This window comes from Streptomyces mesophilus (genome assembly GCF_040300965.1).
Classification (GTDB): Bacteria; Actinomycetota; Actinomycetes; order Streptomycetales; family Streptomycetaceae; genus Streptomyces; species Streptomyces mesophilus_A.
The window spans coordinates 96,258-112,196 of record NZ_JBEPEW010000005.1; the positions used below are offsets into that span (position 1 = coordinate 96,258).

16 protein-coding genes are annotated in these 15,939 nt (G+C 69.7%); 8 read left to right on the top strand and 8 right to left on the bottom strand.

Annotated elements, in window-relative coordinates; genetic code table 11:
- Window positions 1-28 precede the first annotated feature (28 nt).
- From secG to ABT367_RS03630, 6 genes are all read left to right on the top strand, one after another.
- Entirely contained in the window at window positions 29-259 is a 231-nt protein-coding gene (secG, locus tag ABT367_RS03605) for a preprotein translocase subunit SecG (RefSeq protein ID WP_147990402.1), read from the top strand.
- 331 nt (window positions 260-590) lie between these two features.
- Window positions 591-878 carry an RNA polymerase-binding protein RbpA gene (locus tag ABT367_RS03610; protein ID WP_004002138.1) on the top strand — a complete coding sequence of 96 codons (288 nt, stop codon included), beginning with the start codon at window positions 591-593 and terminating at the stop codon, window positions 876-878.
- Between the two features lie 129 nt (window positions 879-1,007).
- A complete protein-coding gene (locus ABT367_RS03615) occupies window positions 1,008-2,243 on the top strand; it encodes an MFS transporter (protein WP_352249166.1) in 1,236 nt (411 codons plus the stop codon).
- A gap of 75 nt (window positions 2,244-2,318) precedes the next feature.
- A complete protein-coding gene (pgi, locus tag ABT367_RS03620; protein WP_352249168.1) occupies window positions 2,319-3,971 on the top strand; it encodes a glucose-6-phosphate isomerase in 1,653 nt (550 codons plus the stop codon).
- Between the two features lie 158 nt (window positions 3,972-4,129).
- Window positions 4,130-4,615, top strand: a complete 486-nt coding sequence (locus tag ABT367_RS03625; RefSeq protein WP_352249170.1) for a DUF2087 domain-containing protein — start codon at window positions 4,130-4,132, stop codon at window positions 4,613-4,615.
- 118 nt (window positions 4,616-4,733) lie between these two features.
- Entirely contained in the window at window positions 4,734-5,681 is a 948-nt protein-coding gene (locus ABT367_RS03630) for a hypothetical protein (RefSeq protein WP_352249172.1), read from the top strand.
- Between the two features lie 96 nt (window positions 5,682-5,777).
- On the opposite strand, the gene ABT367_RS03635 is transcribed toward ABT367_RS03630, so the two are convergent.
- From ABT367_RS03635 to tkt, 6 genes are read right to left on the bottom strand one after another with little or no spacing between them, the layout of a single operon-like run.
- Window positions 5,778-6,131, bottom strand: coding sequence for a DUF1801 domain-containing protein (locus ABT367_RS03635; protein WP_352249174.1), 354 nt, complete (start codon window positions 6,129-6,131; stop codon window positions 5,778-5,780).
- Complete coding sequence (gene pgl, locus ABT367_RS03640) at window positions 6,128-6,913, bottom strand: 6-phosphogluconolactonase (RefSeq protein WP_352249175.1); 786 nt, start codon at window positions 6,911-6,913, stop codon at window positions 6,128-6,130. The genes ABT367_RS03635 and pgl overlap by 4 nt, the downstream gene beginning before the upstream one ends.
- Window positions 6,910-7,974: a glucose-6-phosphate dehydrogenase assembly protein OpcA gene (gene opcA, locus ABT367_RS03645; RefSeq protein ID WP_352249177.1), complete on the bottom strand. Its 1,065-nt coding sequence runs from the start codon at window positions 7,972-7,974 to the stop codon at window positions 6,910-6,912. Before opcA ends, pgl begins: the two co-directional genes overlap by 4 nt.
- A complete protein-coding gene (gene zwf, locus ABT367_RS03650; protein WP_352249179.1) occupies window positions 7,971-9,500 on the bottom strand; it encodes a glucose-6-phosphate dehydrogenase in 1,530 nt (509 codons plus the stop codon). Before zwf ends, opcA begins: the two co-directional genes overlap by 4 nt.
- 4 nt (window positions 9,501-9,504) lie before the next feature.
- A complete protein-coding gene (gene tal / locus ABT367_RS03655; RefSeq protein WP_352249181.1) occupies window positions 9,505-10,623 on the bottom strand; it encodes a transaldolase in 1,119 nt (372 codons plus the stop codon).
- A gap of 43 nt (window positions 10,624-10,666) precedes the next feature.
- Complete coding sequence (tkt, locus tag ABT367_RS03660; protein ID WP_352249182.1) at window positions 10,667-12,754, bottom strand: transketolase; 2,088 nt, start codon at window positions 12,752-12,754, stop codon at window positions 10,667-10,669.
- A 340-nt stretch (window positions 12,755-13,094) separates the two neighbouring features.
- On the opposite strand from tkt, the gene ABT367_RS03665 reads away from it, so the two are divergent.
- Complete coding sequence (locus ABT367_RS03665) at window positions 13,095-14,045, top strand: heme o synthase (RefSeq protein WP_352249240.1); 951 nt, start codon at window positions 13,095-13,097, stop codon at window positions 14,043-14,045.
- A gap of 18 nt (window positions 14,046-14,063) precedes the next feature.
- Here the strand turns inward: ABT367_RS03665 and ABT367_RS03670 are convergent, their stop codons facing one another.
- Window positions 14,064-14,378 carry a hypothetical protein gene (locus tag ABT367_RS03670; protein WP_352249184.1) on the bottom strand — a complete coding sequence of 105 codons (315 nt, stop codon included), beginning with the start codon at window positions 14,376-14,378 and terminating at the stop codon, window positions 14,064-14,066.
- A 17-nt stretch (window positions 14,379-14,395) separates the two neighbouring features.
- A complete protein-coding gene (locus ABT367_RS03675) occupies window positions 14,396-15,451 on the bottom strand; it encodes a D-2-hydroxyacid dehydrogenase (RefSeq protein ID WP_352249186.1) in 1,056 nt (351 codons plus the stop codon).
- A gap of 112 nt (window positions 15,452-15,563) precedes the next feature.
- Here ABT367_RS03675 and ABT367_RS03680 point away from each other — a divergent pair, with 112 nt between their 5' ends.
- On the top strand, window positions 15,564-15,923 hold the full coding sequence (locus tag ABT367_RS03680) for a hypothetical protein (RefSeq protein ID WP_352249189.1): 360 nt from the start codon (window positions 15,564-15,566) through the stop codon (window positions 15,921-15,923).
- The last annotated feature ends 16 nt before the right edge of the window (window positions 15,924-15,939 follow it).

The window sequence follows — 15,939 nt, forward strand, 5'->3', positions numbered from 1 at the left end:
ATCCGAGGAAGTTGGTCCAGCCGTGGTTATGGGCTTCTCGATCGCCCTGATCGTCTTCAGCCTGCTGCTGATGCTCCTTGTCCTGATGCACAAGGGAAAGGGCGGCGGCCTCTCCGACATGTTCGGTGGCGGTATGCAGTCCTCCGTCGGCGGCTCCTCCGTCGCAGAGCGCAACCTCGACCGCATCACCATCGTGGTCGGTCTGCTGTGGTTCGCCTGCATCGTGGTGCTCGGCCTGCTGATGAAGCTGGACAGCTGAGCCTTTTCCGCACTTCTGCGTAGCTTCGCCTTTCGGGCAGCCGCCTCGTTTTCGGGGCGGCTGCCCGTTTTGCTGCCCGTTTCGTTACGGCGGGACTTCGTTCCCCCGTCCACGCCGGGACTTACGCTGTGCTTAATATGGGCGTACGTCTCGGGGTGGGGGTGTAACTCCAATCACTGGACGCGCGTTGGGCCTTCCGTAAACTGGCTCAGCCTGGTGGCACCCGCGGCGCAGCCGCCGGTGGGCAACGCTGTGCAGCACCGTTACGCAGGGAGTTACGACCGTGGCAAGTGGCAACGCGATCCGTGGAAGTCGGGTCGGAGCGGGGCCGATGGGCGAGGCCGAGCGAGGCGAGTCAGCGCCGCGCCTGCGCATCTCCTTCTGGTGCTCCAACGGGCATGAGACGCAGCCCAGTTTCGCCAGCGACGCGCAGGTACCGGACACCTGGGACTGTCCGCGCTGCGGCTTCCCGGCAGGTCAGGACCGGGACAATCCGCCGGACCCGCCGCGCACCGAGCCGTACAAGACGCATCTCGCGTATGTGCGCGAGCGGCGCAGCGACGCGGACGGCGAGGCGATCCTCGCGGAAGCGCTCGCGAAACTGCGGGGCGAGATTTAGCAGTTGAGGTCCGGCTCGACCCCTTCGGGGTGTCCGGCCGGACCTGTTTTGTTCCCGTCTGCCGCTCGGCCTCGGTCGATTGTCAGTGGCACCCTCTACGGTTTCGATCATCGGACCGAAGGGGGAGTTGTGACTGCTGTCGAGGCCGTGGGCGTTCAAGTGCCCACGTGGCGTGGCGGGTTCGGAAGGCTGTGGACGGCCGCGGTCCTTTCCAAGTTCGGCGACTCGTTGCGTACCGCCGCGCTGCCGCTGCTCGCCGCCTCGCTCACCGACGATCCCCTGCTGATCACGCTGGTCAGCGCGTGCGGCTATCTGCCCTGGCTGCTGTTCGGACTGCTCGGCGGCGCCGTGGCGGACCGGGTGGACCAGCGGCGCGCGATGTGGGCCGTCGATGTCGTACGAGGGGTCCTGATGGCCGCCTTCGCGGTGGCCGTGGCCCTCGGGCATGCCTCGATCGGGCTGCTCATCGGCCTGGCCTTCCTGCTCACCACCTTCCAGACACTCTTCGACAACGCCGCCACGGCCCTGCTGCCGTCCCTCGTGCCCGAGAGCGCCCTGGGCAGTGCCAACGCACGGCTGATGACCGGACAGCAGATCGCCGGCGGCTTCGTGGCCGCCCCGCTGGTGCCGGTGCTGCTGGCCGGCGGGATCGCGCTGCCGTACGGGGTGGACGCGGCCACGTATGCCGTCGGTGCGTTCCTGATCGCCTCCCTGCGGATACCGGCGCCCGAGCGGGCGCCCAGGCCCGCGGGCGCCACCTTGCGCGGGGACATCGCCGAGGGCGTGCGGGTGCTGTGGCAGGACCGGCCGCTGCGGGCGCTGTGCTGGGCGACCACGCTCAGCAACATCGGCATGGGCGCCCTGATCGCCACCCTCGTCCTGCACGTGAAGTGGTGGCTCGACGCCGGGAACGGCGGCTATGCCGCGGCACTCACCGCCTTCTCGGCGGGCAGCGTGGCCGGCGGGTTCGTCGCCGGGCGGCTCGCGGCGAAGCTCGGGCGGCTACGGAGCGTGCTCGTCGCCGGTGTCGTACAGCTGGCTTGTCTGCTCGCGATGGGCCTGGTCAGGGCGCTGTGGGCGGCGCTGGTGAGCCTGGCGCTCTTCGGCGTGATGAGCATCGTGTGGAACGTCAGCCAGCGCACCCTGATGCAGGAGCGCAGCCCGCGAGAGATGCTGGGCAGGATCAGTGCCGCCTACCGCACCCTCGCGGTGGCCGGAGCCCCGCTGGGCGCCCTGCTCGGCGGCGTGGTGGCCACGGCCTGGGGGCTGAACGCTCCGGCGCTGCTCGCGGCCGGAGTGTTCGTCGCGGCCGTAGTGGTCCTGCTCCCGGCGGGCCGGGTCGACGGGCCTCGGGGCGACATCTGATCAATTAGGTTGGTGGAGCAGGGGCGCAGCACTCACGCCGAGTGCTCAGGACGACAAGAAGGCTGGAAGTCCGAGATGAACGCAAGTGACCGTACGCGGCTGAACCAGATGCCCGAATGGGCGGCGCTGGCCAAGCACCGGGAGCAGCTGGGCGAGACGCATCTGCGCGATCTCTTCGCGAGCGACCCCGGGCGCGGCACCGGCTACACCCTGCGGGTCGGCGATCTGCACCTGGACTACTCCAAGCAGTTGGTCACCGACGAGACCTTGGCTCTCCTGCGCGAGCTGGCCGTCGCGACCGATGTGTTCGGGCTGCGCGACGCCATGTTCCGCGGCGACAAGATCAATACGACCGAGGACCGGGCCGTCCTGCACACGGCGCTTCGCGCGCCGCGCGAGGCCGTGATCGAGGTCGACGGGCAGAACGTGGTGCCCGAGGTGCACGCCGTGCTCGACAAGATGAGCGCGTTCTCCGAGAAGGTCCGCTCCGGCGAGTGGACCGGCCACACCGGCAAGCCCATCAAGAACATCGTCAACATCGGCATCGGCGGCTCCGACCTCGGCCCCGCCATGGCGTACGAGGTGCTGCGCTCCTTCACCCGGCGCGACCTCACCGTCCGCTTCGTCTCCAACGTGGACGGCGCCGATCTGCACGAGGCCGTACGGGACTTGGACCCGGCCGAGACGCTGTTCATCATCGCCTCGAAGACCTTCACCACCATCGAGACGATCACCAACGCGACCTCGGCGCGCGACTGGCTGCTCACCGAGCTGCGGGCCGGCCAGGAGGCCGTGGCCAAGCACTTCGTGGCACTGTCGACGAACGCCGAGAAGGTCGCGGAGTTCGGCATCGACACGGCCAACATGTTCGAGTTCTGGGACTGGGTCGGCGGCCGCTACTCGTACGACTCGGCGATCGGTCTCTCCCTGATGATCGCCATCGGCCCGGACAACTTCCGGGAGATGCTCGACGGCTTCCACCTCGTCGACGAGCACTTCCGCACGGCGCCCGCCGAGGCCAACGCGCCGCTTCTGCTCGGCCTGTTGGGCGTCTGGTACGGGGCGTTCTTCGACGCGCAGTCGCACGCGGTGCTGCCGTACTCGCACTACCTGTCCAAGTTCACCGCGTACCTCCAGCAGCTGGACATGGAGTCCAACGGCAAGTCCGTGGACCGCGACGGCAACCCGGTCGACTGGCAGACCGGTCCCGTGGTCTGGGGTACGCCCGGCACCAATGGGCAGCATGCGTACTACCAGTTGATCCACCAGGGCACGAAGGTCATCCCGGCCGACTTCATCGGCTTCGCCAAGCCGGTCGGCGATCTGCTGCCCGGCCTGGTCGCCCAGCACGACCTCCTGATGGCGAACTTCTTCGCCCAGACGCAGGCGCTCGCCTTCGGCAAGACGCCGGAGGAAGTCCGCGCCGAGGGTGTGCCGGAGGAGCTGGTCGCGCACAAGACCTTCCAGGGCAACCACCCGACGACCACGATCCTGGCCTCGGAGCTCACGCCCTCCGTGCTCGGCCAGCTGATCGCGCTCTACGAGCACAAGGTGTTCGTGCAGGGTGCGGTCTGGAACATCGACTCCTTCGACCAGTGGGGCGTCGAGCTCGGCAAGGTCCTCGCGAAGCGGGTCGAGCCGGCCCTGACCGAGGGCGCGGACGTACCCGGCCTCGACGCCTCGTCCAAGGCGCTGGTCGCCAAGTACCGGGAGCTGCGCGGACGTTGATCGCCGTGGTTCCGCGCGCCCGATAACAGGGTTCCGCGCGCCCGATATTCGGGTGCGCGGGACCCGGCCCGGGGGTGACACTGCTGCGGTTGTGCCCGGCGGATCCGTCCGCCGGCGCCCGACGGCCCGGTTCCGTCACCCTCAGGAAGGCCGCCCCCATGAGCCGCCAACTGCTCGCCGCTCTCGCCGATCCCGAGCGCCTCAAGCTGTACGCCAGCATCGTGCGCTTCGGTGACGCCACTGAGGCTGCCGCCGGCAAGGCCGGGCAGAAGCACCTGGCGCGGCTGATCAAGGCGGGTCTCGTCGAACCGCTGCCCGACGGCTCGTTCAAGGCCGACGCGTCCGTGTTCCAGGAAGCCCTGGCGGCCGAGACGCAGGGCGAAGAGCAAGGCGTCCCCAAGGAGTTGCGCCCGTTCTTCGCCGAGGGCCGGCTGCGTTCGATGCCCATGCGGCCCGCCGTACGCCATGAGCTGCTCGCGTATGTCGTCCGCACGCTCTTCGAGGAGAACCACCCCTACACCGAGCCCGAGGTGAACCAGCGCTTCACCACCGTGCACGACGACAGCGCCATGCTGCGTCGCTACTGCGTGGAGGGCGGGCTGCTGCGGCGTACGAAGGACGGCGCGAGCTACCAGGTGGCCTGAGGCCCGAGCCCCGACCTCGGGCGTGGGACAAGTCCGTCTCCCGGAAACGGAGTTCACCCTTCCCTGGGACCGCTAAGATCGCGGGTCTGCATACGGAACGGCACTCGGGGGAGTGGGCATGGTGCGACGGCGGTACGGGTATCGGCGCAGCGCGGCGGAGACGTCGCGCTGGTGGCCCAGAGGGGCGGCCTACGCGGTCTTCCATCCCTCCTGGATCCCGGAGCCGCTCGATCCGGTCGTCGACCGTCTGAAGCGGTACCGGATCATTGCCGGACTGATTGCCACGGTCGGCGTCTACACATCCGTGGCGGGCGGCTTCGATTTCGAACAGGTCATGGAGAACGTGCTCATCGCCGGTCTCGTCCTCATGGTCATCACCCCGCTCACGGTCGGCGTGATGCTGCTCGTCTGGCGCCGCAGCGGTCCGCTGGGGGCCCTGAAGTCCCCGCTGCTCGGCTCGCTGCGCGTGTTGCTCTGCTTCGTGGGCGCCCTGGTCGGGATCCTCGGCATCCTGTCCCTTGCCGCCGCGCAGGGCGGCGGCGGCCTGGTGTTCTCGTTCTTCATGGCCTTCGGCGGCATCTGGGGGCTGATCTTCCTCGCCCAGGCGGCCGTCCAGGTCAACAGCAACTTCTTCGGATCGGCGGCCATCCACCGCTGTCTGCCGCCGCTCCTTGCGACGGTCACCAGCTGGCTGATGGCGTTGCCCGATCTGCTCACCGGCGATCTGCACGGCCTGAGCTTCACCATGGGCGTTCTCTTCATCCTGGGCGCCCCCGTGGCGGTGACGGGCATCGCCCTCTTCGAGATGAGCCGCCTGCGCCGCCATCACGGCATCCGTCTCTCGGCGCACCCGCACGTCCGTGCGACGCCCACGGTCCCGCCGCCCCGGCCGCCGCATGTGCCGCCGCCGGGGCAGGGCTTTCCGTACGGGCCGCCGAATGGGAATCCCTACGGCCCGCCACAGGGGCAGCCGTACGGTCCGCCCCAGGGGCACCCGTACGGACCTCCGCAGACACACCCGTACGGCGCCGGGGGGCCCAACCCGGGTAACCCGTACGGGAGTTGACCGGCGTATCCCGGAGCCGGCGCTACCGCCGGGGCCGCGGTCATCGCGGCGCGGCGCAAGCTCGGACTGGCCGGCAGGGGCGTTGCCGCAGGCGGCCTACGCCCGCCGGGCCACCGCCTCGCCCAGCACCGCGCGCAGCGCCGGGCGGTCGGCATCGGCCGGGGAGTGCAGCTTCACATGGCGGTGGACCTTGCCCTTGCCCTGGAGAAGGCCCTCCGGGTCGGGCAGCGCCGCGCCGTTCGGCAGGCCCAGCGTGACCCAGGACGTATGCGGCGATACGACGAAGACCAGGCCCTTGTAGCCGGCGCCCGAGCCGAAGCCGATGTCGCCCCCGTCCACGGTGACCACCGCGTCGGGATACAGCTCCAGGATCAGGCCGACCGCCCGCCAGGCCGTTTCCGCGACTGCGGGGGACTGGCGGGCAAGCAGGGCCTGGACCTCGGGGGTCATGCCAGCGCCGGCGGGTACAGCTCGCGCGGCAACTGGGAAGCCGCCGCGGAGTCGAGCAGCCAGAGCGTGCGGGCGCGGCCGTACGCACCCGCCGCCGGTGCCTGGATCTCACCCGCGCCGGACAGCGCGATCGCCGCCGCCTTCGCCTTGTCCTCGCCCGCCGCGAGCAGCCACACCTCACGCGCCGCGCGGATCGCGGGGAGCGTGAGCGAGATGCGCGTGGGCGGGGGCTTGGGCGCACCGTGGACGCCGATCACCATGCGGTCCGTCTCGCGGACACCGGGGTGCTCGGGGAACAGCGATGCCACGTGGGTGTCCGGGCCGACACCGAGCAACAGCACGTCGAAGGAGGGGACTTCGGCGTGGTTCTCGGGGCGTGCGGCTGCCGCGAGCTCCTGCGCGTAGGCCTCCGCCGCCGCGTCGGCGTCGTTCCCGTACGCACCGTCCGAAGCCGGCATCGCATGCACACGCGCCGGGTCGAGCGGCACCGCGTCGAGCAGGGCCTCGCGGGCCTGTGTGACATTGCGGTCCGGGTCGCCCTCCGGCAGGAACCTTTCGTCGCCCCACCACAGATCGAGTCGCGACCAGTCGATCGCGTCCCGGGCCGGAGAGGCGGCGAGGGCGGCGAGCAGACCGTTGCCGTTACGGCCGCCTGTGAGGACCACCGACGCCGCACCGCGCGCGGCCTGGGCGTCCACGATCTTCGTGAGCAGCCGGGCCGCGGCGGCCTGCGCCATCAGGTCCTTGTCGCGGTGGACGACCAGCTGGGGCGAGGAGCTCACTTGCTCGCCGCCTTCTTGGCCGGACGGGCGGCGGACTTCTTCTTCGAGGCGGCGGAGGCGGACTCCCCGCCCGAGCCGGACGCCGATTCCGCTGATTGCGTCGACTCCACCGGCGGCACCGTCTGCATCGAACCCGGCTCGCCCAGCCGGTCCACGCCGAACTTCAGCGCGGACGCATACGTGTCGTCCGGGTCGAGCCGCCGCAGCTCCTCCGCGATCAGCTCGGCCGTCTCGCGGCGCTTGAGCGCCACGGCACGGTCGGGCTGGCCCTGCATGGAGAGCGTCGCGAGGGAGCCGTCGGCGCGGTCCAGGACGATCGGGCCGCAGTCGGTGCTCATCCGGACCGCGGTCAGACCGGGCCCCGCCGACAGGGTGCGGTGCACCGGGACGCCGAGCCGGTCCGCCAGCCACATCGCGAGCAGCTCGCAGCTGGGGTTGAACTCCTCGCCCTCCACCTCGACCTCGGTCACCTTGCAGGTCACCTGGTCGAGCGCGGCGGCCAGCATCGAGCGCCAGGGCGTGATGCGGGTCCAGGACAGGTCCGTGTCGCCGGGGGTGTACGTGTCGGCGCGCGCGGTCAGTTCGTGGATGGGCTGCTCGGCCGCGTACGTATCGGTGACACGGCGCTGGGCCAGCGCACCGAGCGGGTCGGTGGCGGGCGACAGCGGGGCGTTCACCGGCCACCAGACGACGACCGGAGCGTCGGGCAGCAGCAGCGGGAGTACCACGGACTGGGCGTGGTTGATGATCTCGCCGTGCAGGCGCAGCACCACGGTCTCACCCGTGCCCGCGTCCGCGCCGACCCTGACCTCGGCGTCGAGCCGGGACTGGGTGCGGTCGCGGGGCGAGCGCGATGCGCGCTTGATGACCACGAGCGTGCGCGAGGGGTGCTCGCGCGAGGCGTCGCTCGCGGCCTTGAGCGCGTCGTAGGCGTTCTCCTCGTCGGTGACGATGACGAGGGTGAGCACCATGCCGACGGCGGGGGTGCCGATGGCCCGGCGCCCCTTGACGAGCGCCTTGTTGATCTTGCTGGAGGTGGTGTCCGTGAGGTCGATCTTCATGGCCGACGCCAGCTCCGTCCGTCTCGTTCGAGCATTTCGTCCGCCTCGGCGGGACCCCAGGTGCCCGCCGGATACTCGGCGGCCTTGCCGTTGCTGTCCCAGTACTGCTCGATCGGATCGAGGATCTTCCAGGACAGCTCGACCTCCTCCGTACGCGGGAAGAGGTTGGAGTCGCCGAGCAGGACATCGAGGATCAGGCGCTCGTACGCCTCGGGGCTCGACTCCGTGAAGGACTCGCCGTACGCGAAGTCCATGGACACGTCCCGGACCTCCATCGACGTGCCCGGCACCTTGGAGCCGAAGCGCACCGTCACGCCCTCGTCCGGCTGGACCCGGATGACCAGGGCGTTGCGGCCCAGCTCCTCGGTCGCCGTGTGGTCGAACGGGGAGTGCGGAGCGCGCTGGAAGACCACCGCGATCTCCGTGACCCGGCGGCCCAGGCGCTTGCCGGTGCGCAGATAGAACGGCACACCCGCCCAGCGGCGGTTGTCGATCTGCAGCTTCACCGCGGCATAGGTGTCGGTCTTGGAGGACGCGTTGATGCCGTCCTCCTGGAGATAACCGATGACCTTCTCGCCGCCCTGCCAGCCGGCCGTGTACTGGCCGCGCACCGTGCCGGTCGACAGGTCGTCGGGCAGCTTGACCGCGCCGAGCACCTTGGTCTTCTCGGCCGCGAGCGCGTCCGCGTCGAAGGAGGCGGGCTCCTCCATCGCGGTCAGCGCGAGCAGTTGGAGCAGGTGGTTCTGGATGACGTCACGCGCGGCGCCGATGCCGTCGTAGTAGCCGGCGCGGCCGCCGATGCCGATGTCCTCGGCCATCGTGATCTGGACGTGGTCGACATACGACCGGTTCCAGAGCGGCTCGAAGAGCGTGTTGGCGAAGCGGAGCGCCAGGATGTTCTGGACGGTCTCCTTGCCGAGGTAGTGGTCGATCCGGAACACCTGGTCCGGCTTGAACACCTCGTGCACGATCGAGTTCAGCTCCTGCGCGGAGACGAGATCGTGCCCGAAGGGCTTCTCGATCACCGCGCGCCGCCAGGCGTCGCCCGCCTGGTCGGCGAGGCCGTGCTTCTTGAGCTGCTTGACGACCTTCGGGAAGAACTTCGGCGGTACGGAGAGATAGAACGCGAAGTTCCCGCCCGTGCCCTGCTTCTTGTCCAGGTCCTCGATGGTGGCCTTGAGCGTTTCGAAGGCGTCGTCGTCGTCGAAGTCGCCCTGCACGAACCGCATGCCCTGGATCAGCTGCTGCCAGACCTCCTCGCGGAAGGGGGTTCTGGCGTGCTCCTTGACGGCGTCGTGCACCTCCTGCGCGAAGTCCTCGTCCTGCCACTCGCGGCGCGCGAAGCCGACGAGCGAGAAGCCCGGCGGCAGCAGGCCGCGGTTGGCCAGGTCGTACACAGCAGGCATCAGCTTTTTGCGTGACAAATCACCCGTGACGCCGAAGATCACCAGGCCCGACGGCCCCGCGATACGCGGGAGCCGTCGGTCTGCGGCGTCACGGAGCGGATTGGCTCCGATTGCGGTCAAGGTGTCAGCCCTCCGAGGGAGCGAGCTTCTTGAGCTCCGCCTCAGTCGACTTGAGCAGGTCGTTCCAGGACGCCTCGAACTTGTCGACGCCCTCGTCCTCGAGGAGCTGCACGACGTCGTCGTAGCTGATCCCGAGCTTCTCGACGGCGTCGAGCTCGGCGCGGGCCTGCTCGTACGTACCGGCGATGGTGTTGCCGACGATCTCGCCGTGGTCGGCGGTCGCCTCCAGGGTGGCCTCCGGCATGGTGTTCACCGTGCCGGGCGCGACCAGGTCGTCCACGTACAAGGTGTCCTTGTACGCCGGGTCCTTGACGCCGGTCGAGGCCCAGAGCGGACGCTGCTTGTTGGCGCCGGCCTTGTCGAGGGCGCCCCAGCGGTCGGAGCCGAAGACCTCTTCGTACGCCTCGTACGCGAGACGCGCGTTGGCGAGCGCGGCCTTGCCCTTGAGGGCCTTGGCCTCGTCGGTGCCGATGGCGTCCAGACGCTTGTCGATCTCGGTGTCCACACGGGACACGAAGAACGAGGCCACCGAGTGGATCTTGGAGAGGTCCAGGCCCTTGGCCTTGGCCTTCTCCAGACCCGCGAGGTAGGCGTCCATGACCTCGCGGTAGCGCTCGAGCGAGAAGATCAGCGTGACATTGACGCTGATTCCCCGGCCGATGGTCTCGGTGATGGCCGGCAGACCCGCCTTGGTGGCCGGGATCTTGATCAGCGTGTTCGGCCGGTCCACCAGCCAAGCCAGCTGCTTGGCCTCGGCGACCGTGGCCTTGGTGTTGTGCGCCAGGCGCGGGTCGACCTCGATGGAGACCCGGCCGTCCTGGCCGTCGGTCGCGTCGAAGACGGGCCGCAGGATGTCGGCCGCGTCCCGTACATCCGCGGTGGTGATCATGCGGATGGCTTCCTCGACCGTCACCTTGCGGGCGGCGAGGTCGGCGACCTGCTCCTCGTAACCGTCTCCGGAAGAGATCGCCTTCTGGAAGATCGACGGGTTGGTCGTGACGCCCACGACGTGGCTCTGGTCGATGAGTTCGGCCAGGTTGCCGGACGTGATGCGCTTGCGCGACAGGTCGTCCAGCCAGATCGCGACGCCCTCTTCGGAGAGGCGCTTGAGTGCGTCTGTCATGGAAATTGCATCTCCTACGTGTCGTATGAAGCGTCTATGGGCGTCAGCGCTGAGCAGCGGCGAGAGATTCCTTCGCCGCGGCGGTGACCGCGTCGGCGGTCAGGCCGAACTCCTGGAAGAGCACCTTGCCGTCGGCCGAGGCACCGAAGTGCTCGAGCGAGACGATGCGGCCGGCGTCCCCGACGAAGCGGTGCCAGGTCAGACCGATACCGGCCTCGACGGCCACCCGCGCCTTGACGGAAGGGATCAGGACGCTGTCCCGGTACCCCTGGTCCTGGGCCTCGAACCATTCGACACACGGCATCGAGACGACCCGGGTGGCGACACCCTCGGCCTCGAGCGCCTCGCGCGCGGCGACGGCGAGCTGCACCTCGGAACCGGTGGCGATCAGGATCAGGTCCGGGGTCTCCTTGGAGGCCTCGAACAGGACGTAACCGCCCTTGGCGGCGTCCTCGTTGCGCTCGTACGTCGGGACACCCTGACGGGTCAGCGCGAGGCCGTGCGGGGCGCTCTTGCCGTAGTCCTTCTTGCCGCGGCGCAGGATCTCGCGCCAGGCGATCGCGGTCTCGTTGGCGTCGGCCGGGCGGACCAGGTTCAGACCCGGGATGGCGCGCAGCGCGGCCAGGTGCTCGACCGGCTGGTGCGTCGGGCCGTCCTCGCCGAGACCGATGGAGTCATGCGTCCACACGTACGTGACCGGCAGGTGCATCAGCGCGGACAGGCGCACGGCGTTGCGCATGTAGTCCGAGAACACCAGGAAGGTGCCGCCGTAGATACGGGTGTGGCCGTGCAGCGCGATGCCGTTCATGGACGCGGCCATGGCGTGCTCGCGGATGCCGAAGTGGATCGTGCGGCCGTACGGGTCGGCCTCCGGCAGCGGGTTGCCCTCGGGGAGGAAGGAACTCGTCTTGTCGATCGTGGTGTTGTTGGAACCCGCGAGGTCGGCCGAACCGCCCCACAGCTCCGGGATCACCGCGCCGAGCGACTGCAGGATCTTGCCGGATGCGGCACGGGTCGCGACGCCCTTGCCGGTCTCGAACTCCGGGAGCTTCTCCTCCCAGCCGGCCGGCAGCTCGCCCGCGTTGATGCGGTCGAACTCGGCGGCGCGCTCCGGGTTGGCGGTGCGCCAGGCCGCGAGGGACTTGTCCCACTCGTTGCGGGCCTCGGCGCCGCGCGCCAGGGCGCCGCGGGTGTGGGCGATGACCTCGTCGGAGACCTCGAAGCTCTGCTCCGGGTCGAAGCCGAGCACGCGCTTGGTGGCGGCCACCTCGTCGTCGCCGAGAGCCGAGCCGTGGGCGGCCTCGGTGTTCTGGGCGTTCGGGGCGGGCCAGGCGATGATCGAGCGCATCGCGATGAAGGACGGCTTGTCCGTGACGGCCTTCGCGGCCTCGATCGCGTTGTAGAGCGCCTCGGGGTCCAGGTCACCGTCGGGCTTCGGGTTCACGCGCTGGACGTGCCAGCCGTACGCCTCGTAGCGCTTGAGGGTGTCCTCGGAGATCGCCGTCTCCGTGTCGCCCTCGATCGAGATGTGGTTGTCGTCCCACAGCAGGACCAGGTTGCCGAGTTTCTGGTGGCCCGCGAGGGAGGAGGCCTCGGCGGAGATGCCCTCCTGGAGGCAGCCGTCACCGGCGATCGCGTACACGAAGTGGTCGAACGGGCTCTCGCCCGCCGGGGCCTCGGGGTCGAACAGACCGCGCTCGTAGCGGGCGGCCATCGCCATGCCCACGGCGTTGGCGACACCCTGGCCGAGCGGACCCGTGGTGGTCTCGACGCCGGCGGTGTGGCCGTACTCCGGGTGGCCGGGGGTCTTGGAGCCCCAGGTGCGGAAGGCCTTGAGGTCATCGAGCTCGAGACCGAAGCCGGCCAGGTAGAGCTGGATGTACAGGGTCAGGGACGAGTGACCGGCGGAGAGCACGAAACGGTCGCGCCCCACCCACTCGGGGTCGGCCGGGTCATGCCGCATCACCTTCTGGAAGAGGGTGTACGCGGCGGGGGACAGGCTCATGGCCGTACCGGGATGGCCGTTGCCGACCTTCTGTACGGCATCCGCGGCCAGGATGCGTCCCGTATCTACGGCGCGCTGGTCGAGGTCGGTCCACTCGAGGTCTGTGGTGGTCGGCTTGGTGCTCACCCTGGGTCAGGGCTCCTCTCCACATGCTCCACATGTCGAAACCGGCGGGCGTGCGCCGGTCGGGTCACGAGCCCGATGGCCTGCGCCACCTGGCTCGTACCGCCGAGCCTACCGCCGTTGGGCCGTGCATTTTTTCGACTCATTCCAGGGTGCCGGGCGCCGGGCGGATTCGCCTCCGGAAGGCGGCCGGACCGCCGAACGGGCCGGTCTGCCAACACGACCCACCCCCGCGGCAGGCGAGGTATGGCCAACCTCTACAGTGGCCTGGTACGCGCGAGCCTTTACCGGGTGTTCACATCGACGGACGTCCGACGTGGCTCGCTGGGAGTCTCTGTCAGGGGTGTGCGTGACGGCCGTTGAATCCCGTCCTGCGGGTGTGCTGAGCACGACGAGCACGAGCCGTCGGCCACTGAAGGCCCGGGTCATGGCGTTCGTCGCTCTGACCAAGCCACGGATCATCGAGCTGCTGCTCATCACGACCGTGCCGGTGATGTTCCTCGCCGAGCAGGGTGTGCCGGATCTGTGGCTGGTCCTCGTGACCTGTCTCGGCGGCTATCTGTCGGCGGGCGGGGCCAACGCCCTGAACATGTGGTACGACCGCGACATCGACGCGCTCATGGAGCGTACGTCGCAGCGTCCCCTGGTCACCGGCATGGTGAGCCCGCGCGAGTGCCTCGCCTTCGGCATCGCCCTCGCGATCGGCTCGACGCTGCTCTTCGGTTTCGCGGTCAACTGGCTGTCGGCCTGGCTGGCGCTCGGCGCACTGCTCTTCTACTCGGTCGTCTACACGATGATCCTGAAGCGGCGGACCTCGCAGAACATCGTGTGGGGCGGGATCGCGGGCTGTATGCCGGTCCTCATCGGCTGGTCCTCGGTGACCAACTCGATGTCGTACGCGCCGGTCATCCTCTTCCTGGTGATGTTCTTCTGGACGCCGCCGCACTACTGGCCGCTGTCGATGAAGGTCAAGGACGACTACGCGCGCGCCGGTGTGCCGATGCTCCCGGTCGTCGCCTCCAACAAGGTGGTCGCCCGGCAGATCGTGCTCTACAGCTGGGTGATGGTCGGCGCATCGCTGCTGCTCACCCCGCTCGGCTACACCGGCTGGTTCTACACCGTGGTCGCCCTGCTCGCGGGCGGGTTCTGGCTCTGGGAGGCGCACAGTCTCCAGAACCGGGCGAATTCCGAGGTCACGGGCGCGAAGCTCAAGGAGATGCGCCTGTTCCACTGGTCCATCACCTATGTGTCGCTGCTGTTCGTGGCCGTGGCGGTGGACCCCTTCCTGCGCTGAGTCCGGCTGCGGGCCGGATCACTTCAGCTCGACGATGACCTCCAGGTAAGCCCGCTCGCCCACGTTGACCGCCGTCTCGATGCCGCCGCGGTCCACCGGGATCACGGCGCCTGGGACCACGTCCGCCGCCAGGTAGTCCTTGAACGGGCCCGCCGAGTCCGGCTCGGGTTCGATCGCGATGCGGTCGCCGGAGATCTGGATCAGGAGATGGTCGAGGTCGTGGCGGTGGACCGCGCTGCGCTCGCCGGGTGCCAGGCGCAGCTCCCAGACCCGTACGCGGTCGTTCTCGAAGAGCAGCTTCGTGGCGATGTCGCCGAGGACGCGCTCGCTCATCTCCAGGTCTCCCGTCGTCAGTAGCCGAGGTTCTTGTCGACCTCGTTGAGGAGCGGACGGCCGCTCAGATAGCGGCTCAGGTTCTCGCGGAACAGCTCGAAGACACCCGTGAAGTGCTCGCCGGCGGCCGTCGCCACATGCGGTGACAGGGCCAGCCGCGGGGCGTCGTACAGCGGGCTGCCGGCAGGCAGCGGTTCCTCGCGGGTCACGTCGAGGGCCGCACCGGCCAGGTGGCCGGTGTCCAGAGCCGCGATCAGGGCGGCCTCGTCGACAAGGGAGCCGCGCCCCACGTTGCAGAAGAACGAGCCCGGCCGCATGGCCGCGAAGGCCCGCGCGTCCATCAGGTCCGCGGTGTCCGGGGTCTCGGGGGCGGCGGCGATCACCGCGTCGCAGCGGGGCAGGAACGCAAGGAGCCGCGAAGGCGCGTACACCTCGTCGACGCAGGCCGGGCGGGGTGCCGTGCTGTCCCGGCGGACGGCCAGGACCCGCATTCCCAGCGCATGCGCACCGGCGGCGATACGGGTGCCGATCCGGCCGAGTCCGATCACGCCGAGCGTGCGGCCGCCGAGCTGGGTGCCGAAGGGGCGGCGGGGGCCGCGTATCCGCTGGACCTCGTCGATCTCCCGTAGCCGCTTGGCGTGTTCGAGCAGGCGGGCCAGGGCGAACTCGGCGACGGAGGCGGCGTTCACCCCGGCCGCGGTGGTCACCCGGATTTCGCCGGGGCAGGCCGACAGGAGCTGGCCGACGCCGGCGCCGATGCCCTGGACCCAGCGGAGGTTCGGGGCGAGCGCGGCGATGGCGAAGGGGAGGTCTGTGGTCAGAATCACCTCGGCGCGGGCGAACAACTCGCGCTGGGGACCGGTCAGTTCCGGTGCCCGGTCGCGCGAGTGGTCATGCGGCGGTGGTGCGCTGCGGGCCGTGCGCAGGGAATCGGGCTCGACGTAACGGCAGTCGACCAGCTCGATACGCGGGTCCAGTGCGGCGGTCGCGGCGAGATCGGCGGCAAGGGCGCCCTCGGGCCGTACATCCCAATGGGGCGGATAGCTGATGCCCACCACGACCGAGTCGCCCATGGGCAGAGGTGGTACCACGGGCGGCTTGCAAGGGGAATGGGCACGGCCGCGTGGCCGAGGACACTGCGGGCGGGCGTCGCGCGTTGATCTACCCGTCGGTAGCATCTGGCCCATGGCAGAGACGAAGACGGAGACAGCGGCCCAGGACTCCGAGGTCCGGGACACCAAGGACGAGCGGACGGCGGCCAAGCTGGCCAAGCGGATCGGCGCGTTCGCCAAGGAGCACGGCGGGGCCGAGGCGCAGCTCGCCTATGTGGGGGAGCGCGGTACGCGGATCGTGCTCGTCGGGCAGGACGGCGGCTGGGGCGACCTGTTCGCGACCAGCCACGCGGTGGCCGAGGCCGCGGTCGCGAAGGCCGGGGTCACCGTGCACGAGGACTTCGACGGCGAGTTCGCGGCCAAGGTGAAGACAGGCCCGTACGAGTGGACGCGGATGGCCGGTATGCAGCTCGGCGGTCCGAAGAACGGTTGAGGCGGCGGCGGGCAAC